At 45.9% G+C, this 25896-nt stretch carries 22 protein-coding genes and 1 riboswitch; of the genes, 12 read left to right on the plus strand and 10 right to left on the minus strand.

What is annotated here, in order from left to right:
- Window positions 1-176: 176 nt before the first annotated feature.
- On the minus strand, window positions 177-965 hold the full coding sequence (locus tag AOU00_RS19060; protein ID WP_069291357.1) for a polysaccharide deacetylase family protein: 789 nt from the start codon (window positions 963-965) through the stop codon (window positions 177-179).
- A gap of 371 nt (window positions 966-1336) precedes the next feature.
- On the opposite strand from AOU00_RS19060, the gene AOU00_RS19065 reads away from it, so the two are divergent.
- Window positions 1337-1711, plus strand: a complete 375-nt coding sequence (locus AOU00_RS19065; RefSeq protein ID WP_069291358.1) for a PH domain-containing protein — start codon at window positions 1337-1339, stop codon at window positions 1709-1711.
- 111 nt (window positions 1712-1822) lie between these two features.
- Here AOU00_RS19065 and AOU00_RS19070 read toward each other — a convergent pair whose 3' ends face one another.
- Entirely contained in the window at window positions 1823-2143 is a 321-nt protein-coding gene (locus AOU00_RS19070) for a hypothetical protein (protein WP_069291359.1), read from the minus strand.
- Between the two features lie 192 nt (window positions 2144-2335).
- On the opposite strand from AOU00_RS19070, the gene AOU00_RS19075 reads away from it, so the two are divergent.
- The 6 genes from AOU00_RS19075 (at window position 2336) to AOU00_RS19100 (ending at window position 9063) form a co-directional block, all read left to right on the plus strand.
- Window positions 2336-3301, plus strand: a complete 966-nt coding sequence (locus tag AOU00_RS19075) for a carbohydrate ABC transporter permease (RefSeq protein ID WP_069291360.1) — start codon at window positions 2336-2338, stop codon at window positions 3299-3301.
- Complete coding sequence (locus tag AOU00_RS19080; protein WP_061829595.1) at window positions 3298-4119, plus strand: carbohydrate ABC transporter permease; 822 nt, start codon at window positions 3298-3300, stop codon at window positions 4117-4119. Before AOU00_RS19075 ends, AOU00_RS19080 begins: the two co-directional genes overlap by 4 nt.
- Before the next feature lie 124 nt (window positions 4120-4243).
- A complete protein-coding gene (locus tag AOU00_RS19085; protein ID WP_069291361.1) occupies window positions 4244-5608 on the plus strand; it encodes an ABC transporter substrate-binding protein in 1365 nt (454 codons plus the stop codon).
- Between the two features lie 257 nt (window positions 5609-5865).
- Window positions 5866-6450, plus strand: coding sequence for a TetR/AcrR family transcriptional regulator (locus tag AOU00_RS19090; protein ID WP_025721531.1), 585 nt, complete (start codon window positions 5866-5868; stop codon window positions 6448-6450).
- A 23-nt stretch (window positions 6451-6473) separates the two neighbouring features.
- Entirely contained in the window at window positions 6474-7838 is a 1365-nt protein-coding gene (locus tag AOU00_RS19095) for an HlyD family secretion protein (protein ID WP_061829593.1), read from the plus strand.
- Window position 7839: 1 nt separating this feature from the next.
- Window positions 7840-9063: an ABC transporter permease gene (locus tag AOU00_RS19100; protein WP_069291362.1), complete on the plus strand. Its 1224-nt coding sequence runs from the start codon at window positions 7840-7842 to the stop codon at window positions 9061-9063.
- A gap of 96 nt (window positions 9064-9159) precedes the next feature.
- Here the strand turns inward: AOU00_RS19100 and AOU00_RS19105 are convergent, their stop codons facing one another.
- On the minus strand, window positions 9160-11757 hold the full coding sequence (locus tag AOU00_RS19105; RefSeq protein ID WP_069291363.1) for a glycine betaine ABC transporter substrate-binding protein: 2598 nt from the start codon (window positions 11755-11757) through the stop codon (window positions 9160-9162).
- A complete protein-coding gene (locus tag AOU00_RS19110; RefSeq protein WP_029516322.1) occupies window positions 11732-12955 on the minus strand; it encodes a quaternary amine ABC transporter ATP-binding protein in 1224 nt (407 codons plus the stop codon). The genes AOU00_RS19105 and AOU00_RS19110 overlap by 26 nt, the downstream gene beginning before the upstream one ends.
- 516 nt (window positions 12956-13471) lie before the next feature.
- Here AOU00_RS19110 and AOU00_RS19115 point away from each other — a divergent pair.
- Both AOU00_RS19115 and AOU00_RS19120 read left to right on the plus strand, forming a co-directional pair.
- Window positions 13472-14035 carry a GbsR/MarR family transcriptional regulator gene (locus tag AOU00_RS19115; RefSeq protein ID WP_028543060.1) on the plus strand — a complete coding sequence of 188 codons (564 nt, stop codon included), beginning with the start codon at window positions 13472-13474 and terminating at the stop codon, window positions 14033-14035.
- A 153-nt stretch (window positions 14036-14188) separates the two neighbouring features.
- The gene (locus AOU00_RS19120) at window positions 14189-15670 is read left to right on the plus strand and encodes a carboxylesterase/lipase family protein (protein WP_069291364.1); all 1482 of its coding nucleotides are present in this window, start codon (window positions 14189-14191) and stop codon (window positions 15668-15670) included.
- 145 nt (window positions 15671-15815) lie between these two features.
- Here the strand turns inward: AOU00_RS19120 and AOU00_RS19125 are convergent, their stop codons facing one another.
- The 6 genes from AOU00_RS19125 to AOU00_RS19150 form a co-directional block, all read right to left on the minus strand.
- The gene (locus tag AOU00_RS19125) at window positions 15816-17846 is read right to left on the minus strand and encodes a methyl-accepting chemotaxis protein (protein WP_069291365.1); all 2031 of its coding nucleotides are present in this window, start codon (window positions 17844-17846) and stop codon (window positions 15816-15818) included.
- 241 nt (window positions 17847-18087) lie between these two features.
- On the minus strand, window positions 18088-19035 hold the full coding sequence (locus AOU00_RS19130; protein ID WP_061829587.1) for a DMT family transporter: 948 nt from the start codon (window positions 19033-19035) through the stop codon (window positions 18088-18090).
- Window positions 19036-19204: 169 nt separating this feature from the next.
- Window positions 19205-19349: riboswitch (FMN riboswitch) on the minus strand.
- Between the two features lie 121 nt (window positions 19350-19470).
- The gene (locus tag AOU00_RS19135) at window positions 19471-20166 is read right to left on the minus strand and encodes a hypothetical protein (protein ID WP_069291366.1); all 696 of its coding nucleotides are present in this window, start codon (window positions 20164-20166) and stop codon (window positions 19471-19473) included.
- Window positions 20159-21082, minus strand: a complete 924-nt coding sequence (locus tag AOU00_RS19140; protein WP_069291367.1) for an ABC transporter ATP-binding protein — start codon at window positions 21080-21082, stop codon at window positions 20159-20161. Before AOU00_RS19140 ends, AOU00_RS19135 begins: the two co-directional genes overlap by 8 nt.
- Before the next feature lie 127 nt (window positions 21083-21209).
- Window positions 21210-22154 carry a sensor histidine kinase gene (locus AOU00_RS19145; protein WP_069291368.1) on the minus strand — a complete coding sequence of 315 codons (945 nt, stop codon included), beginning with the start codon at window positions 22152-22154 and terminating at the stop codon, window positions 21210-21212.
- 1 nt (window position 22155) lies between these two features.
- Window positions 22156-22863: a response regulator transcription factor gene (locus AOU00_RS19150; protein WP_069291369.1), complete on the minus strand. Its 708-nt coding sequence runs from the start codon at window positions 22861-22863 to the stop codon at window positions 22156-22158.
- Between the two features lie 268 nt (window positions 22864-23131).
- Between AOU00_RS19150 and AOU00_RS19155 the strand changes: the two genes are divergently transcribed.
- The 3 genes from AOU00_RS19155 (at window position 23132) to AOU00_RS19165 (ending at window position 25887) form a co-directional block, all read left to right on the plus strand.
- Window positions 23132-23635: a DUF6933 domain-containing protein gene (locus AOU00_RS19155; protein WP_069291370.1), complete on the plus strand. Its 504-nt coding sequence runs from the start codon at window positions 23132-23134 to the stop codon at window positions 23633-23635.
- A 98-nt stretch (window positions 23636-23733) separates the two neighbouring features.
- Entirely contained in the window at window positions 23734-24042 is a 309-nt protein-coding gene (locus AOU00_RS19160) for a hypothetical protein (RefSeq protein WP_025722058.1), read from the plus strand.
- A 213-nt stretch (window positions 24043-24255) separates the two neighbouring features.
- Window positions 24256-25887, plus strand: coding sequence for a formate--tetrahydrofolate ligase (locus AOU00_RS19165; protein WP_069291371.1), 1632 nt, complete (start codon window positions 24256-24258; stop codon window positions 25885-25887).
- The last annotated feature ends 9 nt before the right edge of the window (window positions 25888-25896 follow it).

The raw sequence follows: 25896 nt of genomic DNA on the forward strand, positions 1-25896 counted from the left end.
AATATGATGTAATAGGCTTCTTTAAAGTTCAAGCCAGCTATACCGTACATTCTCTGAGCCATTCGTTAATAACACATTATCGCTCGGAGAATTATCAGTTCCTTATTGGGTTTTCGCAAAACCCTTATGTATAAAACTCCGTCAACAAATAATTGACGGAGTTTTATTGCTCTCTTTTACTTATTCACTTCAATGAGCCCATCCGGTTTTTCCCGATTAGAGAGCAATTCGGATACCGTAACGAAGGTAAACCCTTTCTTCTTGAGCTCTGGTAAAATGATTTTCAGGGCTTCGACGGTTTGCGTACTTTGATGTACATAATCGTGCATCAGGACAATGTCCCCATTACGGGCGTTGCGAAGCACCCTATTAGCGATACGGTGTACACCTGGTTTTCGCCAATCCAGGGTGTCCTGATGCCAGGACCATAAAATAATTTTCAACCCCTTTTCCTTGGAAAGCTTGACGAGCGAATCAGTGTAGGAGCCGCCGGGGGGTCTAAAAAGATGGGTTCCTGCACCAGTTGCTTGAACGATGCTCGCTTGGCCTTGATCCAATTCTGACAGAGCTTTGTTACGGGAAATATACTGAAAAGATGAATGATAAAAGGTATGATTGCCCACTTCATGCCCTTCTGCTCGTTCTCGTTTCACAATATCAGGAAGCTTTTCTACACGGCTGCCGACGACAAAAAAGGTTGCTTTAGCATTGTACTCTTTAAGCAAATCCAAAATGGCAGGCGTATTGCTTTCGTCCGGTCCGTCATCGAATGTGAGAGCGATAAGCTTACGATGGGTAGGAACTTCCCACACAATGTCGCCCCGTTCTTCGTAATAGGCCCTTCCCTTTGTAGGAGTGGGGGAGGCGTATGATGAGGCTTGTGCATTGGTAGATGGAGTGGGACAAGAGCTGATACACAGTAAAGAAACAGCAATTCCAGCGCACAGCAAACGGTTATATTTCATAAGGCTTCTTCTCCGTTCTAACGTATTCTCACATTAGCTTGCCAAGAAGAAGCGTATACCATTCCTCGTTTCTGAAATTCATCCATTCCAATCACTTAAAATTAGATATAATTGCTTCTTCAGCAATGCGCAGATTGCGGAGTTATACTGAAAAAGAGTGATAGCTTGCTTGTTGATAACATCCCGTACCCATGTTAAGTTGTACATATCCATCCTTGGTTTCAATGTGCAGTTGAGGTAGGTCATTGTCCAGTTCGTGAGAGTCTTAATCTGACGAAAAATGAAGAGGTCGGCGGGACAAGCCGCAAAAGCTGGTCTGAAGTCAAGGAGCTGCGACTCGTTCCTGAACTTCGAACAGGAGATGAGACGGGATGCAAACAAATGAAAAAGAGTTGCAAGCTATTAGTCTAACGTTAGAAGCGGGCGAACACATCCGATCATGTATGGGGTGTACGTATGATTTGCAACAGAGCTCCCAGAAGATATCGCATCATGGAATGCTGGCAGTGACATCCCAACGAATCATCTTTTATTCCTGCACTATGGGTACTCCTTGGGTCAAGTTCATCAATTATCACCATATTTCACTGGCTAAGCTGGATAAGGGTTTGTCGGATTCTAGGGGGAACATCACGCTGATCAATCAGGGTGTGAACGAGGTGTTCACCCACCTGTCGAGTGGAGATTGTATAGAAAGGTTTATAGCTGTACTAGAGCAAGAAGCAGGTATCTCTTGTGAGAACTAATGATTATGAAAAACAAATAACTAAAACCTCCAACTTCGTAATGTGCCAAGAAGGCCCCTTACAGAATTTGGAGGTTTTTTGTCTTTTAATTAGAGAGATGTGGATCGAGCGTCAGCTCAACAGAGTTATAACCAATAAATTATATAACACCAACGGCAGAATGACATTGTTGTAGGCATAGGAGCGATCAGGCGTGGTGGTGCCCGGCAAGGGGGAGTGATATTGCTGAGGGACTCTTAAATACAAATGATCCGCATCGATGTGTATAATCGTTCCTTCATATACTTGATGATCCATCGTTTGCACCCTAACCGTGTGATTCATGTAGGGGCTTAATTGATAATGCAAATGATCGCGGATATTTTTGAGTTCCGCCTGTAATTCCGGTCTAGCTTGATATAATGTTTGCGGACTGACGGTGTTGTATGGCATTCGCCTCTAACCTCCATACCCTGTAATGATGCATTATATGCAGGAGTCTATGTCCTTGTGCTTATACCTATAGAGAGTTGCTTTTACAAAATGAAAAAACATTAACATTTTACTCCAGTCCACTTGACGTTCCCTTTACATCAAAACGATACACTTACTGAGGTTGGTTTGAAAAGAAAGGGGCGCTCCGTTTTGGGTGAGCTTAACAAATCTATGGGACTGGGGACGAGGAGTCAGCAACAGATTTCGTCTAAAGCCCGCATACGCACGGGTTCGCTAAAAATTCAAAGATTGCGCGAAAACGCGCTGGCGTATACCTTTTTGGCTCCATCGCTTATTTTGTTTGCTGTATTTATGTTTTACCCGATGATCAAGTCCGTATATCTCAGCTTGCATTCTACAGATCCCGCAGGAAACGTTGCAGCTTATGTGGGGTTAGATAATTTTACTACACTTTTCAGCTCGGGACTGTTTCTACAAGGAATTAAGGTCACACTCCTGTTTGCACTGTTAACAGTACCAGTAGGTATTTTATTGGCGCTGGTACTGGCTGCACTTACACACAGTAAATTGCGGGGAATGCGTATCTTCCAGTTTGCCTTTTCGCTGCCGATGGTGTTGTCGGTCGGTTCATCTGCGGTCATTTGGAAATTTCTTTTTCATCCGACACTGGGGATGTTCAACTATGTGCTTTCCCTCCTACATATTAATCCGGTTCCGTGGCTGACCAGCCCGGATTGGGCGCTGTTCTCAGTAGCCATGATGACCATCTGGATGAATCTTGGCTTCAATTACATTATCTTATCGAGCGGACTTCAAGGGATTCCAGATGACATGTATGAAAGTGCCAAAATGGATGGAGCTGGCCCGCTCGTCACGTTCTGGCGTATCTCCCTGCCACTGTTATCACCGACGATCTTTTTTGTAACAGTAGTTTCCATCATTGGAGCCTTCCAGTCTTTTGCTCAAATTAACATTTTGACCAAAGGCGGTCCGGTGAACAGTACGAATGTATTCGTGTATTCCATCTATCAGGAAGCTTTCGTTAATTTCCGGTTTGGAACGGGGAGCGCGCAGGCCATTGTCTTGTTTGCCGTCATTCTGCTGCTCACGATGATTCAGTTCAAATGGGTGGAAAGAAAGGTGCATTACCAATGAAACGACACCTGAATTCAACATTGCTGTATGTACTGCTTACGATTGCAGCTGCTCTCATTTTGTATCCGGTTATATATACGTTTTTTATGGCAGTCATGTCGCCGGAGGAAGCAAGCGCTTATCCACCAAGCTTTCTTCCGCATTCCTTTCATATGGAGAATTTCACTGAAGTGTTTGAAATTGTTCCGATTGCAGCCTTTATTGGAAATACATTTCTCATTTCGGGTCTGACGATGATTGGGCAGTTGATTACAGCGAGCTTGGCGGCCTACGCCTTTGCCAAAATGGACTTCAAGGGAAAAAACTTCATTTTCAGCATGTTTGTAGCGACGATGATGATCCCTTGGGAAGTGACCATTATTCCAAACTACCTGACGGTACGAAGCTGGAACTGGCTTGATACGTATCAAGGGTTGACGGTTCCTTTTCTGGCGACGGCATTCGGAACATTCCTGTTAAGGCAATTTTTTCTCCAGCTTCCCAAGGAACTGTTTGAGGCGGCTCGTATGGATGGGTGCGGACATATCCGTTACTTTGTGTTCCATGTGCTTCCATTATCGCGCCCTGCGCTTGGAACATTGGCTGTGTATTCGTTCCTGAATATGTACAATTCGTACCTCTGGCCTTTACTGATCACCAATAGTGAGAATATGCGTACGGTACAGATCGGAATATCCATGCTCGAATTTCAGGAATCGACTTCATGGAATTTGGTATTTGCGGGTACGGCCCTTGTCATTTTACCGTCTCTGCTCCTGCTGATCTTTGGACTAAAGCAGTTGGTACGTGGAATGGCAGCGGGTGCGCTTAAAGGCTGATCACATATTTCAAATGAAAAGCAACACCTGCGCAAGCAGCCCATATACAGAGCTTCAACACACAAGAATATCGCAAGAGAATGCCAATTCAAGATCATTTAATCAAAGGGAGAGAAGAGAGATTATGAGATTTTTTCGTCTGAAAAGTACATTGACCCTGCTTATTCTGACTGCCATGGTGGTTGCAGCAGGTTGTAGCAATAATACTGCTGCAGAGAAGCCGAGTAATGGTAGTGATGGGGCAGCAGCGACTTCTCCAGTGAAGCTGACTTGGTGGCATTCGATGTCCGGTAACGGTGAAAAAGCAATCAAGCAGATCGCTGCTGACTTTAACGCCAGTCATAAGGACATTCAGGTAGAGCCAGTATATCAAGGCAAATATGATGACAGCTTGAACAAGCTGAAGGCATCACTTGGTTCCAACAGCGGCCCGGACATCATTCAAGTATACGAAATCGGTAGTAAATTCATGATCGACTCCAAAATGATCACACCTGTACAACAATTTATTGATGCAGACAAGTTCGATCTGTCGCAGTTAGAGCCAAATATTACACGTTACTACACGATTGATGGTAAATTAAACGCTATGCCGTTCAATACGTCAAACCCGATACTATACTATAACAAGGATGCATTCAAAGCCGCAGGACTTGACCCAGCTAATCCTCCGAAAACGTATGATGAGTTCGAAAAGGCTGCAAAAGCCTTGAGCAAGGATGGTAAATCCGGTGCTTCCATTGCCATCTACGGCTGGTTTATGGAGCAACTGTTTGCCAATCAGAACGCGGATTATGTGAATAATGGCAATGGTCGTGACCAAGCGGCAACGGAATCCATGCTGAATTCGGATGCCGGTGTAAAAACGCTGACGTGGTGGAAGAAAATGATCGATGAAAAGGTTGTATCCAATCTGGGACGTAACTCAGACGATACGGCAAAGGCTTTTTCCGCAGGACAAATTGCGATGACGCTGGATTCCACCGCTTCGCTGCGTAATATTGTGGAGCAGGTTGGCGATAAATTTGAAGTAGGCACAGGATTCCTGCCAAGAGCCAATGAAGCTAAAGAAGGCGGCGTGGTTGTAGGCGGCGCGAGTTTGTACATTATGAACAACAAGCCTGAAGCCCAACAGAAGGCAGCATGGGAGTTCATTAAATTCGTCGCTTCCCCAGCTGTACAGGCACAATGGAGTGTAAATACCGGGTACTTCCCGATCACGAAAGCAGCCTATGACGAGAAGGTACTCAAAGACAATATGGTAAAATATCCGCAATTCCAGACGGCGGTTGACCAATTGCACGCATCGGCACAATCCACCGCTACACAGGGCGCAGTGATGGGCGTATTCCCAGAAGCGCGCCAAATCGTCGAGGGTGCAATCGAGGCCGTTCTGAGTAGCCAGCAACAGCCAAAACAGGCATTGGATCAAGCTGCACAAGAAATTACAGGTAAAATTGCGCAATACAATCAAACGGTGAAAAAATAGTCGGCCTTCCCTTAAAATCGGTTGATAATCTGTAGAATGGCCCCCTTATCATCCGATTTTATGACATAGCGGATCGAATGAGTGACCCCCTCACTTATTCGATCCGTTTTTGCATTTTTATTTTTTTAGAATAAGCGTTTAGACGAAATGTCTAAAATGAATTATTTTCATTTTTCCTATTGCTGGGTAACTAAAGATGGGCTTATAATAAATACATAATTTTTGTACTGGACGGTCAGTTCAAAAAAGGAGGAAGCATGAAACAGCAAACGAAGGAAATTATTTTTAACGGCGCACTTAAAGCTTTTTCCGAACGAGGATTTAACGAAACAAACATGGAAGAAATTGCTAAGGTTTGTGGCATAGCCAAAGGAACCCTGTACTACAATTTTAAAAACAAGCAAGAATTGTACATTTACATTTTGAAGATGGGAATGGAGCGATTTGTGCAGGATATCCATGAAGCGATGGCTCAGGTTCCTATGGATCAGGTAGAATTGAGGGTTCGCAAGCTGATCCAAGTACATATTGAGTTCATTGGGAGAGAGCCGGATTTTTGTCGTTTACTGGTTAGCAAGGGATGGGTCTCACAGGAACAGCATTTTAATATTAGGCAGGTGCTGGCAGACTATTTTGATTTTATGGAGGCGGAGATCGATTCCGGTAAGTTATATGGGAAAATTTCAAGTAAGCTGGATGCCAAAACAACAGCCAATTGCTTATTTGGGATTTACATTTTCGCTCCGATGCGGTCCATGGTTTGGGGCGAAACGATGAATCTGCAAGAGGTTCGAGAAAGTATTGAAGTATTTGTGTGTAATGCATTGGGCATGCAACATTAATAGACAGATGGAGTGATGAAAACATGAAAGCTAAAAAATATACGATTTACGTCGTACTTATTATTTTAATCGCGGTAGGAATTTATGCCTTGACTGCTTTCCCACGGAGTGGGAGCAGCTTGTCTGCGGATCAGTCTTCTTCCATACCTACGGCTTATGTGGAATCGGATACCCTCAATGCCAGCTTTAAAATGGCAGGACGGATTGATCAGATGCTCGTCAAAGAAGGCGATCAGGTTAAAAAGGGGCAGGTGTTAGCCCATCTGGAAAGTCGCGAGTTGGAAGATAAGGTGAAGCAGGCACAGGCGGCGTTGCTGGCAGCTAAGAGTAATGTATCCAAAGCAAAAGCCAGTGTGTTGCAGGCTCAAGCAGGCGTAGGTCAGGCACAGGCTACTGTAAGCGCCGCTCAGGCCAAGAAGAGCCAAGGTACGACATCGGTCAGTGTGACCGCTGAGGCATCCTCCAGCCAGATCGAACAGGCCAAAGCGGCTGCGAACGCCGCCAAGGCAAAACTGGATGCGCTCAAGAGCGGGGCAAGACCGCAGGAGCTTGAGCAATTGCAAGTATCTGTGAAGATAGCCAAGGAAACGCTGGATCTGACTGTTAAAAATCTGGAGCGTGCCAAAAAGCTTCAAGAAGCCGGAGCAGCAACCCAGGCATCTTTGGATCAAGCGACATTGGAACATCAACAGGCAGTGGCCAAGTATAATGCAGAGTCGCAAAAATTGGATATGGCACGGGAGGGAAGCCGCAAGGAGGAAATTACGGCGGCTGAAGCTCAATACCGTCAAGCCTTGGCTGCGGTGAAGGAAGCACAGGCAGGAGCGGGCAAAGTTGCTGTGCAACAGGAAGATGTCAAAGCTGCTCAGGCTTCGGTAGAACAAGCGCAATCTGCTGTGAAGGCGGCGCAATCCACAGTTGAGCAGGCTCAATCTGCGGTTGCAGGTGCCAATGCTCAGGTAGCCCAAGCGGAAGCCGCGCTTCAAGAGGCTCAGACCTATTTGAGCTACACGACGCTATATGCGGCCGAAGATGGAATCGTAAAATCCAAGTCGCTTAGCTTAGGTGAAATGGCTAGCGCAGGATTCCCGGTCTATACCATTGAAACTTCGACACAACGTTGGGCTAAATTCTATGTACCTGAAACGTCTCTGAACGGTCTTCAAGCAGGGGATACTGTCCAAATTAAATTGCTGTCTGGCGGTAAGGAGCTGAAGGGTAAAGTCATTCTGTTAGAATCGGCTGCTGACTTTGCCATTCAAAAACCGAGCCAAAGCTCCGGTGACAAGGATGTCCGTTCCTTCGGTGTTAAAGTAGCATTGCCGGACCTTGCTGCTTCGGTTCCAACAGGCTCCACGGTCCTGTTTACAGGCAAAGGGGCGCAGTAATATGCAGGATTCACAGGAAAGACTTCGTATCCGCGATGTGTTTCGCGAGGAATGGCTGAGCATCTTCCGGGACCGCCGCTTTATGGCTATTCTGCTGATTACGCCGATTGTGTATACGATACTATTCGGCTTCCTATATTCACATCAGCGGATTACCGAAATGCCTGTCACAGTGTACGATGGAGATAATTCACAGCTCAGTCGCCAGATCATTCAGGCGTTCGATTCGACCGACTCATTTGCCGTTACACGGCAAGCGACCAATCAGGAAGATGCTGTCCGTCAGGTAGAGACCGGGGAAGCTAAGGTCGGAATTGTCATTCCCGACAACTTTACGACTCGGCTTAAGCATGGGGAGAATCCACCCGTGCTCACGCTGATTGACGGCAGTAATATGATGTATTCCAATAGTGCCAGTCGGATTGCGAATCAGGTCATTAGCAGCGTGAGCGCTGGAGTATCGGTCAATTCCATGAAACAAAAGGGAATGAACGCCGATCAGGCCGCGTCGACGCTGACTACCATCCCGTTCCGATCCAGAGTGCTATTTAACCCGGTATATGATTATAAGCTTTTCATGCCACTAGGGGTTATCTCTGCGGCTCTCCAGCAGTGTTTGCTGCTTGGTATCGCGTTGTCCTGCACGCGTGATAAGGAAGCAGGGACTTGGGGAAGATTTGGTGCATGGAGAAATACCCCTTGGCGTTTGGCTATTGCCAAACTGGCACCGTATTATGCAGCGGGAGCTTTCAATGTGCTGACTGTATTCAGTATCAGTGCTTTATGCTTTGAAATTCCGTTCAGGGGACAGGTACTGCCGTTAATTTTGGTGTCGCTGGTCTTTAACTTTGCCTTGTGCGGATTAGGCTTCCTGTTCAGTCTCTTTTCCAAGACCAGAGTGGATGCGACCCAAACGCTGATGCTGATTGCTGTTCCTTCCTTTATGCTGTCAGGTTATACGTGGCCATTAGAGGCAATGCCCGGCTTCTTGCGGGGGCTTGCTGAAATATTGCCACTGACGTATTACCTGGATGCTGTACGGAACATCACGCTCAAAGGACTGGATATCACCTACATCTTTAAAGATATGATCGCTCTAGGCGTCATTGGTTGTGTGAGTCTGCTGGTGTCCTTTGTGATCTATCCGTTATTCTTTAGACAGCACCAGACGACAGGGCAGCATGCCGATGTGCCCGTTCAAGAAGGATTCACGCTAAAAGGCTGAGAGCAACTTTAAATCTGGATATCATAAAAAGGCAGATCAGGAGTAAACCCTGATCTGCCTTTTGCTTATTCGTATGGTTTAAAAGCGGAAAAAATATTATTGCGGCGCTTTAAGATCCTCGATAGAATCAATCGGTACATAGGATGGAACGACAAGCCCGGACATAACGCCAGTCATGCTGGTTCCGATGTCATCCACCTTATCCTTGTATTGAGCCCAATAATCAGCATGCGTCAATGGAAGCCAAGCGGCAGCAGTAGCATCTACACTTCCGCCGGCCACGCCAGTCCACATCGGGCCGATTTCCACTTGCAGGGCTGTTACTTTATAGCCCAATTTTTGTTCCAATACATATTTCAATACGTTCGTACTGGCAATTTCAGAATCCCAAGCAGCGTAGCTCAGCTTCAAAGGATCACCGTTGACAGGCTGTAGGCCCTTGATCCATGCCTGTACCTTGTCAGGATGTTTATCAGCCCAGTTCTTGGCAGCCTGCTGTGGGGCAATACCGTCCTGAATCGCGATCATCACTTCACCCATATCTTCAGCAGTCCACTTAAAGCGGCTTAGAAATTCATAAGCCACAGGAGCATCCTGCTTCAAACCTTTGCGGGCGATTGTATGAATTTCTTCCTTATCACCGTACGCTTTTTTAGGATCTTTCAAGTATTTCAAATCATATTTGTTAAACATCCAGTGAGGAGTCCAACCTGTTACGACGATAGGCTGCTTGGCTTTGATAGCTTTATCCAGTGTAGCGGTCATAGCAGCTCCAGAGCTTTCAAGCAGCTTCCAGTCGGATAAGCCATAGTCATTAATAGCTTTAGCGGTCAGCTTCATTAGTCCGGCGCCAGGGTCGGTACCGACAATGCGGTAACCGACCTCTTTGCCAAAGTCCTCGGTTGTGGCGGAAGCCGGAGCCGCTTCGGCTCCGTTATCCTGCAAATCAGTAATCGATTTAACATCCATGTAAGCTGGAACGACCAATCCGGTTTTAACACCGCTCATATTAGCCCCAAGATCGTCGAGCTTATCCTTGTATTTAGCCCAGTAATCCGCATGTGTTAACGGCAGCCATGCAGCCGGTGAAGCATCTACATCACCACTAGCGACACCCGTCCACATAGGACCTGCTTCCACTTGAAGTGCGGTTACTTTGTAACCCAGTTTGTTCTCCAAAATATAACTTAGCAAATTCGTACTGGCAATTTCGGAATCCCAAGCGACATAACTCAGCTTGAACGTGTCGCCATTGACAGGTTGCAGTCCTTTAGTCCATTCCTGAACCTTGTCGGCATGTTTCTCCGCCCAATCCTGGGCAGCTTGTTCAGGACTGGTTCCGGCTTGAATGGCAACCATCATTTCACCCATATCTTCCGGTGTCCATTTGAAACGTTTTAGAAACTCATAAGCGATAGGAGCATCCTGCTGCAAGCCTTTACGGGCAATCGTATGAATCCCCTCGGCTTCACCATAAGACTTCTTAGGGTCTTCCAAATATTTGAGATCATACTTGTTGAACATCCAGTGTGGAGTCCAACCTGTAATAATGATCGGTTTTTTCGCTTTAATGGCTTTGTCCAGTGTGGCAGTCATAGCTGCACCGGAACCTTCAACCAGCTTCCAATCAGACAAATTGTAGTCTTGAATTGCTTTGGCAGTCGATTTCATAATGCCTGCCCCGGCATCAATACCGATAATTTTGTAACCGACTTCTTCGCCAACCGGGTTGGCAGCAGCGTTACCTTTGCCAGATGCGGAATGATCTGTACCAACAAAATATTGGGAAGCACCAGCGATCAAAATGACAGCTGTAACTGCAGAAGTAATCCATACTTTTTGCTTGCTGGATACGCGGCTTTTGCCTTTTTGCGTAGGTTTAAACAGGTTTTGCGTAAAACGGTCAAGCACAATAGCCAGAACGACAACAGCTAAGCCGGCTTCAAAACCTTTACCGATTTGCAGCTGTGTCACAGCACGGTACACAACAGCACCGATGCCTTCTGCACCGATCATGGAAGCAATAACAACCATGGACAGTGACAGCATAATCGTCTGGTTAATACCAGCCATTAAGGTAGGCAATGCCAGTGGAAGCTGAACTTTGAACAGCTTTTGCGCAGAGGTTGAACCGAAAGCATCTGAGGCTTCGATCAGCTCACCTGATACTTGCATAATCCCCAAGTTAGTCATGCGAATGGTTGGGGGGATAGCAAAGATAACAGATGCGATAACACCAGGTACAACACCCAGGCTGAAAAAGGTAACCGCTGGGAGCAAGTACACGAACGCAGGCATCGTCTGCATAAAATCAAGTAAAGGCGTGATAATGCGGGATGCGGATTTACTGTATGCACACCAGATCCCGATGGGAATCCCGATAACAATGGATACGAGCGCAGACGTGATGACCAGTCCGAGTGTATTCATTGTTTCACTCCAATAGCCGAGATTATCAATCAGCAGGAAGCCGATGACAGTAAACAGCGTAAGCTGAACCCGCCCGATCATAAAGGCGATAATCCCGATGATCACGATGAACACCAGAGGGTGCGGAAGCATGAACAGGCCTGAGAAAAAGCCTACTACAGCTTCTATAATAGAAGAAATAACATTAAACAATCCAGCCAGATGAATACCCATCCAGTCGACAATGGATTGAATCCACTCAGCGATTGGCAGTTTCGGTATCATGGGCATTCACCTCCTTTGTAGTGGTAACATCTCCACCAAGTGCGCCGAGCAATGCTCCACGGACGATAACGCCCAGCAGCTTTTGCTTGTCATCGACCACAGCCAGCGGCACCTTGGACGAGCTTGTAATTTCAAACAAATCATTAATGACAGTCTCGGCAGCAACCTGCGGTCCGTCAGTAATCAAAATATCTTCAATCTTCAAATTATTGCGCAGTGCATGAACAGCATCCTCAGCGTTAATAACACCTAGTAGCTTTTTAGTACGGTCAATGACGAACAAATTGGAAATCCCACGCTCCCGCATCAATTCCAGAGCCACACGCGGACCACGATCCATGGTGATGGTTTCTGGACGAAGCATGACATGAGCAGCCGTCAATACCTTGGACAGATCCACATCCTCGACGAAGCGGGCTACATAAGAGTTAGCCGGTTGGATCATAATTTCTTCCGGTGTACCGATTTGTACGACCGCACCGTCTCTCATCAATGCAATCCGGTCACCAATCCGCAACGCTTCATCCAGATCATGGGTGATAAACACAATTGTTTTCTTCATTTTATCTTGAAGCTCCAACAGCTCATCCTGCATGTCACGGCGAATGAGCGGGTCCAATGCACTGAACGCTTCATCCATCAGGAGCACTTCAGGGTCATTAGCCAGCGCCCGTGCCAGGCCGACACGCTGCTGCATACCGCCACTCAATTCATCGGGCATTTTATCGCCCCAGTTTTTAAGACCAACCAGTTCCAGCGCTTGTTGCGCCTTTTCCTGACGCTGTGCTTTTTCTACCTTTTGAATTTCAAGACCATATTCTACATTTTCTAATACAGTCCGATGTGGGAACAGGGCGAATTTTTGAAAAACCATGCTGATGGTTTTACGACGAACCTCGCGAAGTTGTTCTTTGTTCATCTTACGGAGATCTTTGCCGTGGACCAGAATTTCACCGGAGGTAGGCTCAATCAAGCGATTTAGCATTCGCACCAAAGTGGACTTGCCACTGCCCGATAGCCCCATAATTACGAAAATTTCACCTTGCTTAATTTCCATGTTGGCCTTATTGACGCCAACAGTAATCTGTTTTTCTTTGGCCAACTTTTCCTTGCCCCAGCCTTGCTCCAGGAGCGGAACACCTTGCTCTGCGTGAGGACCAAAGAGTTTGCTGACATTTTTGACTTCCAAAATCGTCATACATACACCTCTTCTTTCTATACTTTGCTTGGTATTAACCCCTTGTTGCATTAAGGATTGAGTATAAAAATCATAATTCTGAACATCCTGAACGGTTAATGACAAAATTAATTGTAACAGAAGCATAGCTTACATTTCAAACAAAAAAACTGTTCATAAAGTACGTACAGAAAAAACTGTACAAAGTTTCCTCTGATATGCTCCTTCGTTCTTTAGAATGCTCAAACATTCGGAACTTTACAACCGATAGTGCTTTTTTTAAAATAGACAATGAAATATAACCATAAGAAAAAGATTTATGTATATCCATAATTTTAAAAGTTTACTATCATTAGCAATTTTGCGAATTATGATTTTGAACGATCCATGCTGTTGTAATATAGACAGAAGCTTTGTTTTTGAAACATTTCATTTATTAATTGAAAGATTTCATACATTGCGTCAAAGCTAATCTTTTACGGGTAAATCGTTCATACTAGGTTGTGCAAAATGCTCTAAAATTAGGAGGTTGCAAGCATGAGCTTGTACCAGTTAGGTGATGAGCAGCAGGCTTCGCTGCAAAAAATTCGCAAACGTGTTATAGAAGCTATAGGTAAAAACATGGACCTGTATGGGATCACTTTGTCTGCGGGGCATTTATACGGTTTGCTTTTCTTTGCGGATAAACCGATGACGCTGGACGAGATGGGCCGTGAAATGGAAATGAGCAAAACGAGCATGAGTACAGGAGTTCGAACATTATTGGATCTGAAAATGGTAAATAAGGTTTGGAGCAAGGGCTCACGCAAAGACTTGTATGAAGTCGAATATGACTGGCATCAAACCTTCACTGATTTCTTCGCTATTAAATGGAGAAAAGCGGTAGAAACAAATTTACTGGTGTTGCGCAAAGCCATTGATGAGCTGGACAGATTGATGAATCAGGGTGAAGAGTACGAGGAATTTAAGGCGATTCTTCAGCAAGATCGTATGAAAATGAAGCAGGCCGTCGCTTATTACAAGTGGCTAGACCGACTAATTGACTCTATGGAAAGCGAAGAAATTTATAAGCTGATTCCCAAAGAAGAAGTTCGGGATTAATCGCTATTTCTCTATCTTGTTTATAAAAATGCCGGAGCGCAAAAGTGCTTCCGGTATTTTTTGGTTTGGCCGTGTGCAAAGGGTATAATAGAGATATGTAAAGATTGATATTATACCGTTGTGTTGAAGATACGAAATAAAGGAGGCTTCATGATGGAGAGTATTACAGTACATACTCGTTTAGGTCAATTACGTGGGGAAACGGGGAATGGATATCATGTATGGAAAGGTATCCCATATGCACAGCCTCCTGTTGGAAAACTACGTTTTCACGCGCCCCAGCCTTTGGAGTCTTGGGAGGGTGTACGGGCTGCGACGAGTTTTGGGCCAATCTGTCCGCAACCTATGCCATCCGCTGAAAGTATGACTGGAAATCTGGTGGAACCGCCTGAGCAGTCAGAGGATTGCTTATACCTGAACATTTGGACACCTGCTTCGAAGGCTCCTGAGAAGGGACGTCCGGTGATGGTGTGGATTCATGGCGGTGCCTTTGTCACGGGGTCCGGGATTATACCTTTATATGACGGGGCACGGATGGCGAAGAATGGCGATGTTGTGGTTGTTACGATCAATTATCGATTGGGGCCGTTAGGATTTTTGCATCTGACTCCAAAGGGAGATGGCCTGACCTCTAATGCGGGACTGCTGGATCAGATCGCTGCGCTGGAATGGGTTAGGGATCACATCTCTGCCTTTGGCGGTAACCCGGACGAAGTAACGGTGTTCGGTGAATCGGCAGGCGCGATGAGTATTGCCGCTTTATTGGCGATGCCAGCCGCTGAGGGACTGTTCCAGCGTGCGATTTTGCAGAGCGGTGCGTCGCAGGTATTGCCAACTTCACAGGCCGAACAAGTGACGGCTGTGTATCTGCAGCAGCTGGGTGTGGACACTCAGCATCCAGAACGGTTGTTTACGCTGCCGACAGATGCGCTGATGCTAGCTATGGCGAAGACGCATGAAGTCATCGGACCAGGGATGGCGATGATCTATCAACCCGTCGTGGACGGTGTGACCTTGCCAGATGAACCGCTGTCTGCAATCGCGCAAGGTTCAGCAAAGCAGGTATCCGTTTTGATTGGAACGAACTTGCATGAGGGGGCCTATTTCATCCGAAAAGAATCCCATCTAATGAACAAGTCAACAGCGAGTCAGGCATTGGAAATGATGACGGGCATGTCAGACATCGGCGACCTGATAGAACCATTTCCTGTTACGATTGAGGGACAGGCACAAATGTTGACTGATCTATTTTTTTGGCGTCCTGCATTGGCTCTTGCTGTTGCGCAGTCGGCGCATGCGCCTGTATGGATGTATCGTTTTGATTGGACATTGCCGGGGCATCCTACCTTTGGACAAGCGGTTCACGGTGCCGAAATTGCGTTTGTTTTCGATAATCTGGAGCTGCTAGGTAAGCTTGGATTAGAGATTCAACCGTCGATGCAGAAGCTCGCTCAAGCTATGCAGCAGGCATGGGTTGCTTTTGCACGTGATGGGAAGCCTGTGCTGTCCGAGGAGGCTTGGCCGATGTACGACAGGGAAGAGCGGACTACAGCTATTTTCCATCAGGATATTAAAATGGAGCATGACCCCGAAGGAGATAGACGCCGTCAGTTAACCGGTCAGATGACCCTATAAGTAAGCAAGAGAGAAATCACCCCAAGTACTTACATGGAAAAAGCCTTCGCCCGTAATTTGTATACGGACGAAGGCTTTTGTTAGTCATTAGATGTACTGCCGCTCATTCTTACTTGCATGAAATTGCAACGATACGATGTGTAACTTAAATCTTAAATCGCTTAACCAGCTGTTGCAAATCCTGCGCCATGTTGGACAACTCCTGAGACGAAGATGCGATTTCCTCCATGGCCGCCATTTGCTCCTGAGCGGCAGCAGAGGTTGTCTGCGAACTGTCCGCCGAATTGCGAGACAGACTTGCCAAATGGGTGACAGTAGCCGAAACTTCCTCTGTACTGGCTGAGATTTGTTCAGCCGCAGCCGACACACTTTGAATTTGTTCCACAATATGAGAGGTAGAGCGTTCAATATTCGTAAATGCACCTTCTGCATCTTGGCTAATACGTAATCCTTCACCTACCTGGTTACGAACATTACCGTTCATGGTAGCGGTGGAGCGTTGAATCAAATCGAGCATCTGAGTAATGATCTGACTGATGGAATCTGCACTTTCCTTGGATTGCTCAGACAGCTTGCGTACCTCTATAGCGACTACGGCAAATCCACGTCCGGCTTCGCCAGCTCTGGAAGCTTCAATAGACGCGTTCAGAGACAACAAATTGGTTTGCTTGGCAATGGCGGCAATAGCTGTATTCATCTGCTTCGCATCGTCTGAGAGCTGGGATAGCTCATCCATCAGGCTAGCCGTTTGGCTTACAGCTTCCAGAATACGGTCCATTTGTGTCCGCACATGGCTGATCATTTGACTGCCTTGAGCTACATCATGCTCGGTTTGTCCTGCTGAATCTACGATGGAGCTTGCTGATTCGGCAATGGTGCTGACACCCTTGGCCATTTCTTCAACGGCATTAGCGGTTTGCTCGGATGCCTCGGCGCTGGTGGCTGCATTTTCTGCGGATTCCATAACCGTTTCCGCTACGTGTTGTACGGACTCCGTCGTTTGTTCTGTGCTTTCCTTGATCATCAGAGAAGAGGAAGCAAGTCGGGAGGACGTTTGATTGACCTCGGAAACCATCGTATGCAAGGAATGCGTCATCTGGTCAAAATTCTGTGCCAGTTCGCCGAACTCATCCTTGCTGGATAGGTTAACACGTTCGGTCAGATTTCCGTCACGGACGATGCGTGTTCCTGCTTGCAGCTTGCGCAGCGGAATTAAGAACGAGCGGACCATAAGCACAATGATGATCGCAGCGGCAAGTATGGAAATGACAATCACAATCAGGCTTTGCTTCAGAATCGGTTGGGCTGCATCACTGTAATCCTCCAGATCCGACAGTGCGACAATGCTCCATCCGGTGAGAGGGTCCTTAAGTGTAAAGGCCAGCATATCTCGATTCATAAATTGAATTTGCGACATGGAAGGAGTATCATTTTCGACGGTTGTCGCCACTTCGGGAAGTCCCTCTATGGCGTCAGCCGGTTTTTTGCCTGTCTTGTTAAAGGCTGTTCCAGTCCCAGATACAACTTTATATTCAGAATCAACAATAATGAGTCCTCCGCGTTCACCAATCTTAACAGACTGCAGACTTTCACCCATCTTGTCCAGATTCAAAGCCAATGCAACAGCTCCTTCACCGTCCTCCAGCGTTCCCGATATATTAACGACTAAATTCCCTGTCGTGACGCTGGCAACTGGAACACCGACGAATACTTTGCCCTTTTCCAGCATCGCATTTTTGTACCATTTTCTCTCCCGGGGGTCATAATCGGCCTCCTGTTTTTTCGGCGAACGTATGTATTGCCCTTTCGCATTACCGAGAAGCGCGGCATCTAGCTCGGGATGAGCCTTGACGATGACATCCAACTTCTTCTGAAGGGCCTCTTGGTTGGTACCAATGGAATCAGAATTGATTTCAGTGGTAAGCACGTCCAGGTCTTTCATAATAGGTGCTACATACTGATTGACATTGCTCCGGATCAAATACAGATTCGTGTATACGGAACCGCCCATTTGCTGACTGAGTTGTGTTGTAGCCCCCTGATAGGAAAAGTACCCGATAAGTGCGCTCGGAATCAATAACACAGCCAAAAAAGATATTATTAATCTTGTCCTCATTAAATAAAACTGTTTGAGAAACCTGTTCCACCACGGAACTGTTTGTTTTGTTTTAGTCATAGCTCTTGCTCCTCTGTGTCTGATGATCACTACATTGTTTTATTCGACAGAAACCGACTAATTTTATAGATGTAATCTTTGAGAAACGAAGAATAATTACATGTTTTAGACACTTTTTCTGAAAGATAGGTCTAAAGAACTGTATTTTATATAAATACGAATATATAAAAAAGCCAAATCGGAGATGCAAAAGCATCTTCACGATTTGGCTTGGGTGAGTCATGAAAGGGACGTTGAACTGTTAATTTTTTTGCTGACGTGAAATCATAAAGAGCGTAATCCAGATGAGCATAAAACCAGTCAATTGCGCTACAGTGACAATTTGCTGAAATGCGATCCAGTTAATCACGACACCAACCATGGGAAAGCTCAGTTCTGCCATCGTAGCATAAGACGCTTTGGTCGTACTTAAGCCTTTGTAATACAGCAGCAAGCTGAGAAGGCCCGGAAGCAATGCCTGCAATAGCAGATTGATAATCACAGCTGCGCCCGCCCATGTACCGGCAGGCATATTCCATGGCGCATGCTCTACAGAGGTGAGGACAATCAGCAGAGGGAGCGCCACCATGAAGCGGAGGGAGGTTACTGTTTCATATTTCATTGAACGAAGCAAGTAACTTCCCATGACTGTCGAACCGCCCCACAGCACTGCTGCACCGAGTGCAAGCAGACTACCAACCTGAACAAAATCACGAACATGTCCGAAGGGGAGCGACCAACCGAAGGTCAGAAGATACGTCCCGAACAGAGCGACTACAATTAATACTCCAAAATGACGCGGCAACATTTCCTTTAAAATAATACGGGCTAGAACAATAGCGACCAAGGGTTGAAGCTTCTGGAGTAAGAGTACAGCATTCAAATCACCATTGCTGAGTGCCATAGTGAAAATCACGCTGGCCAGAGCCGAGCCGCCCCACGAGACGAATAAAATAGCGAAAACTTGACGAAGCCGTACCGCTTTGAGTTCCTCACGATGCTTCCACAGCATCGGTGTCAGAGCGAGGAAGAGCAGCACATGCTCCATAAGTACAATTTGTGTTGAAGTAAATGACTTTAGCAAAATAATACGAAAAAGCGGGTCTGCGCCCCACAAGGCTGCTCCAATTGCGACCAGCCAAAAACCGCTTTTCATGTGGGAGCTACGATCAAAACCTTTGGATGTTAGTACAGTAGAAGATTGACTCATACTCAATTAGCTCCTTGCGAATACAGGACCGGTGGCACAAAAACCCCCGTCCATGGCGAGCCATGCAAGACGGGGGTTGATCAAATAAACTTGCCGCTTTATGCAAGTTAAATGAAGTTGCTGCAAAACTAATAACGCAGTATTCATCCACTTCGCGGCATGTTGATATTTCGATCTTCTTCCATCCGGACTTTACCGTCGGCTTTGGCATCTCACCAAATCAGTCCGTATCCTGTTGCCAGATACAGAGTCGCGGGCTTAGCTCCATGAGCCATACCGCCGGTTGGGAATCTCACCCTACCCCGAAGATCCTTATTCCGTTTTTAATTTCTCCTATAGGATATACCTGTTTTAGAATGAAGTCCAGTGAAAAATGTGTGTATATCTAACAATGATTTTCATCTTTTTTTTGAAGGCGCTCTAGGAGATTACATATTACGAGGTAATATCCTTATACTCAATACGTCGAATCGCCGCATAAGCCACAAGCATTCCTAGTAGAGAGAAGCCAATTTGCACGGGGGCTATGGAACTAAGTGGAGCGCCGTTATTATTGGAGAAAAGCAATGCTACAATCAGGATTGAGGTCACAATGGTGGTGGGTACAGAGTATCTTCGCATCCCCATATACAGCGGAACCAATCCCATAAAGCTGGCAGCAACGGCATTGATCAGCGTTCGTGCTGATTGTTGGCCCAGTATGGATAGAGTAAGGTTATCCGGTACAATCAAGACAAACTGGTTGAGCAGATGAATAGCAGCCGTAATGATTATTTCCGAAATAATAATAGACAAGAACGTAAACAGCAGCACAACCAAGAGCTTGGCGATCATCAGCTTTTGACGGTGAATCGGGTACATGAACAAGATCGTAATCGATTTGGATTTAAATTCTCCGACGATAAAGCGGCATAGCAAAACGGAGGAAAATACAATAAATGTTGCTCTCACAAAATTGTCTATTAGATCCAAGAGTTGAGTGTACTGTGTGAATTCGGGTATTCCTTCACTTTGACTGTCCAGCGCGATAATACAGAGCAGCCCAAGAATGCATGCATTGGCAATCAGTGCTGATCGGATATAACCCGCGAGATGAAATTTTTTCAGCTCCAACTGCATCAATTTAAGCATGGAGATCACCTCCGTTTAACAGGCGCAAAAAGTAGTCTTCCAGCGTGCTGCTTTTCTGATGAATGGAATCCACCTCTATATCATTTAAAATGAGCGTTTTCGTAATTTGTTTCTGCGGTACATTTGAATCGTAAATACGTATACTCTGTTCATTTAGTACCCTTATATTATTCAGATTCAGATGATGGGAGAGGACGTAGGTCGCTTTTTTACAATCGTTGGTCGTAAATTCGATATATTCCGTATTGGTTTCCCGCACCTGCTCCATCGATACTTCCTCAATCAGTCGTCCGTGATTAATCACGCCTACCGTATCCGCAATCTGCTCTATTTCCGCTAAAATATGACTGGACACGAGCAGAGTCATCCCATATTCCTTGCATAGCATGTGGAATAGTTGGCGGATTTCCTTGATACCCACGGGGTCCAGACCATTAATGGGTTCATCCAAAATGAGTAGCTCTGGCTTAGTTGCAATAGCGCGGGCAATCCCAAGACGTTGCTTCATTCCCAGCGAAAAATCCTTTACTGGCTTGTCATCCGCATTTCGCAAATTCACTAATTCTAGGGCATCCCGAACCGCCTGCTTATTATAGTAGCCCATGTATTCACAATGAAGTTCGAGATTTTGCTGTGCCGTCAGCCTGTCATAAAAAATCGGGTATTCAATAATCGAACCCATCCGTCCGAGCAGATGATACGATTTTGGCGTTAATTTCTCACCGAATAATTCAATTTCACCCGAAGTCGGCTTGAGTAAATTCGTAATCATTTTCATCATCGTTGTCTTGCCTGCCCCGTTAGGGCCGAGAAAGCCATAGGTTTCTCCCTTGCGCACATTCATACTGACTCCCGCTACAATTTCATTGCCCTTCAGGGCCTTGGTCAACTGATGTGTACGTATTACGTAAGTCATGGGTGTTCTCCCTTCGTATACTGCTGATAATTCAAGGATAAAGGGCGAAATGTTCATTTTTCTTTCGAGATTCTTACAAATTTATTAAGTTGAGCACAAATCGAATTATGCAAAATGCTGAGTTCGATTAATAGTTGATTTTCTTCAATGTAAAAGAGAAGACTGTCCGCTCATAAGGTCTACTAGTCAATTGAATTTCTCCGTTCATCGTTTCAACCAGGCGTTTGGCAATCGTAAGGCCCAGTCCGCTGCCTTGTACCGCCTTATTACGGGAGTCCTCCAGTGTGTACATGCGTTCAAAAACTTTATCTTGCTCAGATTCCTGTATGCCTTTGCCACGATCCCATACCTCTATACGCACTGTATCCTGCTGTTCCAATAGAGCCAGACCCAGCGTCCGTCCATCTGCCCCATAACGAATGGCATTCGAGATCAGATTGTTCAGCACCCGCCCAATCGCTCCTTCGTTCCCCAAGGCATGAATGGGGTGCTCCGGGATCTCAATATGCACGGTAAATCCCTGTGCGGTCAGCAGGTCATAAAACTCCAAAATGCTGCGTCTGCACAGTTCTCCCACTTCCAGTCGAGTCAACGGAATATCCGTATCATTAGCCTCCAGCTTCGCCAAGCTAAAAAAGCTGCCGATCAGCTCAATCGCTTCACTTGTCTTTTGATGAATTTTGGATAGCAGTTTTATACGTTCTTCTGGCAAAATAGTTGGATCGCCATCCAGCATCTCGGCATATCCAAGCACAACCGTAAGCGGGGTCTTGAGATCGTGGGAAATGTTCGAAATCATTTTGCGCATGGCGATTTGGCTACGGTTGTAATCTGCAGACACTCTGAGATTCAAGTCCAGCAGTCGGTTAATTTCCGTCATGAGTCGTTGCAGTTCAACGTCACCTGTGACATATAGCAGCTTTTCCGCATGATTCACCGTCACAATCCGTTCTAGTAGGGTTCGGATATCCTTTATTTTGCGCTTATAGGCCATACGCTCCCGCCAAAGCCATACTATAACGACTGACAGGATGAGGCCGACAATCCATTCAGAAATGTTCTCGATGTTCATATCAGCCATTCTCCCATTTGTAGCCAATGCCCCATAGCGTTTTAATGTGGACAGGATGAGAGGGATCTTCTTCGATTTTCTCACGCAGACGGCGAATATGGACGTTAATCACGTTCTCGTCGCCCATATAATCGTCTTTCCAAATAAATCCGTATAATTGTGCTTTTGTAAATACCCGGTTCGGATTGGCTACAAATAGCTTCAAAATATCGGACTCTTTGGCTGTTAGCTGAATTTCATTTTCATTGCGTATGACTGTAAAATGATCAAAATCAATGCGCAGACTGCCGTAGGTCAAAACTTGTGCTTGCGGCTGTTCCTCCTGTTGTTGCTGACGGGCATATGTAGTAGATCTGCGGATCGCGGACTGAATACGAGCTGTCATTTCCAGCATTGAAAAAGGTTTGGCAACATAATCGTCTGCCCCAAAGCCCAGTCCAAGCGCTTTATCCACGTCGCTGTCCTTGGCTGACATAATCAGAATCGGGACAGCGCTGTGGGTACGGATCCGGCGGATCACCTCCATACCGTCCACCTTCGGCATCATCAAATCCACCAGTACCAGATCATAGGTATGACGTTCAAAGGCGAGAAGCCCTTCTTCCCCGTCATAGGCGGTAGTTAAATTGTAGCCTTCCTTGCTGAGTGCTTTGAGTAGCATTTCGGCAATGGATAGATCGTCTTCAATTAGTAAAATATGTTGTGACATAGGTGTGGAACACCCCTAATTTTTAGATTAAGCTCGCGTGACGAACTGTACCTGAATTATATAGAGCAGTGGAGGGTATTTCCATAAAAATTATCCAAAGAGAAAATTAATGTGTCTGGTAATCTATGATTCCGCTATATTATACTGAAAGAGTTTATAATCCGATGTTTGGAATACGGTGTTATGATATCCGGGACATGCCTCATATGAGATATTAGGTATGTCGAATCACGCTGCGGTACAGGACCGTCAATAAAGGAGAGCAATGATGTTTGTCATACGAGGAACACAAAAACTGCTGAAGGAATGGGAGACTGAACCACTTCAAGTTGATATTTATCCGCTTTTGAATAGTTGGCATGCCAGCTTGTTTTTACTGAATCGAAGAAAAAATATAGTATTTATGCATGATATATCCCGCTTAAGCATCACGCTTTTTGGGATTAAAAAATCGCAGTACAAAAACTTGCCAGCTCTTTTTATGCAAGCCTTGAAGGAATTTATGATCAGCGAAGGCTTTGATGAACAGATCGTAAAGGCCTACACACAGGAAGGCGAGCAGATGCTGGCTACTACGACGAATAGTCATAGTGTAATGGGAACCTTGGAGGAGATTATTTTTATCATGAAGGAACTGGATATGGAGCATGGGTGCGAGCTGGAAAAAAACCAGTGGAATAACCGGATTGTTTTCAAAACAGTCGAATACAAGTACCCTGTTGATGTTTTTAAAGAAATGCTAGAAAAGCATTATAAACTAGAGAGTATTTGAGAATTTTATGATTTTACGAAATGAGTTCCATTTATTCCCTCTGTCCTATATAATCTAATATAGTTCTAAAAGACTATATAAAGAGAGGTAAGGGGTAAATGAAGATTAAATTGAGAAATAAAACTGGAATGATCAAGGAACGCAAAGTAGGTTTTTCATGGACTACGCTCTTTTTCGGTTTTTTCCCTGCGTTGTTTAGAGGGGATTGGAAGTGGGCTGTTATTATTTTTCTGGTATCGATCCTTACGAGTGGGGCGTCCAACTTTGTATTTTGCTTCATATATAACCGCTTACATATTAATGACCTGCTGACCCAAGGCTATGGTCCTGCTACTAAGAAATCCCAAGCTATCCTGATTTCTAAGGGATTTATTGCTGAAAATTACGCTGCTAACTTTGCAGGTTAATTTGAGAGCTGCTTGTTAAAACGAGAAGTGTCAAAAGAGCATTCACCGAAGTCCATGCGGCCGGGGAATGCTCTTTTTTTATAACTCACATGATAGCAACGCTTGCGATGAAATGAATCATAGCGCAATAAGCGGCACACTTTGGTAAAATAAAACGATACAGGGTTTGACACCATCGGTCAGACTTATAAAACGGGGGGTACATAACGAAAGATGAAGAAGATTATTGATATAGCCAAGGAAGCAGGAATTGAAGAAGAACATCTGGAGACGTATGGAAAATATAAAGCGAAGCTGAATCCGTCCCTGTGGGAGCAGTTAAGGGATCGCCCGAATGGAAAGCTGGTGCTGGTTACGGCGATGAATCCCACGCCGGCGGGAGAAGGAAAAACGCTGACAACCATCGGGCTCTCACAGGCGCTGAATGCGCTGGGACATAAAACCGTTGCTGCATTGCGTGAGCCGTCCCTCGGCCCTTGCTTCGGCATGAAAGGAGGAGCAACCGGGGGAGGACAAGCCCAGATTGTTCCGGCAGAAGACATTAACCTGCATTTTACAGGTGATATTCACGCGATTTCGGCAGCGCATAATTTGCTGGCAGCGATGATCGATAACCATTTATTTCATGGAAATGCTTTGCGGTTGAAACCGGAGCGGATCGTGTGGAAACGCGCTGTTGATATGAACGACCGGAGTTTACGAAATATTGTGACCGGATTGGGGTCAGGTAATGGAGCAGTGAGAGAAGGTGGCTTCCTCATTACCTCGGCTTCAGAAGTGATGGCGGTATTATGTTTAAGTGAAGATATGGACGATCTTAAAGTGCGATTGGGTCGGATGGTGATTGGTTATAACGAAGATGGCGAAACGGTAACAGCTGAGGAACTACATGCGGTGGAAGGTATGGCTGTGCTGCTTCGGGAAGCATTGAAACCCAATCTGGTGCAAACGTTGGAGGGAACTCCAGTTATTGTGCATGGCGGACCTTTTGCGAATATTGCGCATGGATGCAGTAGTTTGATCGGTACGAAGCTGGCCCTGAAGCTGGGAGAGGTGGTCGTCACGGAGGCTGGATTCGGGGCCGAGCTGGGAGCGGAAAAGTTTTTTGACATCAAGTGCCGTCAATCCGGTTTGCAGCCAGATGCGGCCCTGTTGGTCGTAACCGCCAAAGCGCTGAAATATAACGGCGGTGTAGCTAAAAATGAGCTGGACGCAGAAAATCTGGAGCAATTGCAACTTGGATTAGTCAACATGAATCGGCATGTACGGAATTTGCAAAAGTTTGGCGTGCCAGTACTAGTAGCAGTCAACCATTTTGTAACAGATAGCGATGCCGAGCTGGAACTGATTTTCTCGGAATGCCGCAAGCTGGGTGTACCCGTAGAACTGTCACAGGTGTGGGCACAGGGAAGCCAAGGTGGAGAGAAGCTGGCCCAAAGCCTGCTCAACCTGCTTCAGGAGAACAAAGCCCATTTTGCACCATTGTATGAGCATACACTTGATTTGCAAGCGAAAATTAGTGTTATTGCGAAGGAGCTTTACGGTGCGGCAGAGGTAGCTTACACTCCTGCGGCCAAACGGGCGTTGGCCGGTATGGAGCAGCTTGGTTTTGGACAACTGCCTGTATGCATGGCCAAAACACCGTATTCTTTCTCAGATCAACCTTCTCAGCTAGGTGCACCGGAAGGCTTTACCATTCACGTAGCCAGCGTTTCTTTGTCCGCAGGGGCAGGCTTTGTGGTCGTGGAAACAGGCAATACCATGACGATGCCAGGATTGCCCAAATCCCCAGCAGCTGAGCATATGTCGCTGGAGGCAGATGGGAGTATTCAAGGTCTAATGTAGTATCTTTAG

It is taken from the genome of Paenibacillus polymyxa, assembly GCF_001719045.1.
In the GTDB taxonomy this organism is placed as follows: domain Bacteria; phylum Bacillota; class Bacilli; order Paenibacillales; family Paenibacillaceae; genus Paenibacillus; species Paenibacillus polymyxa_B.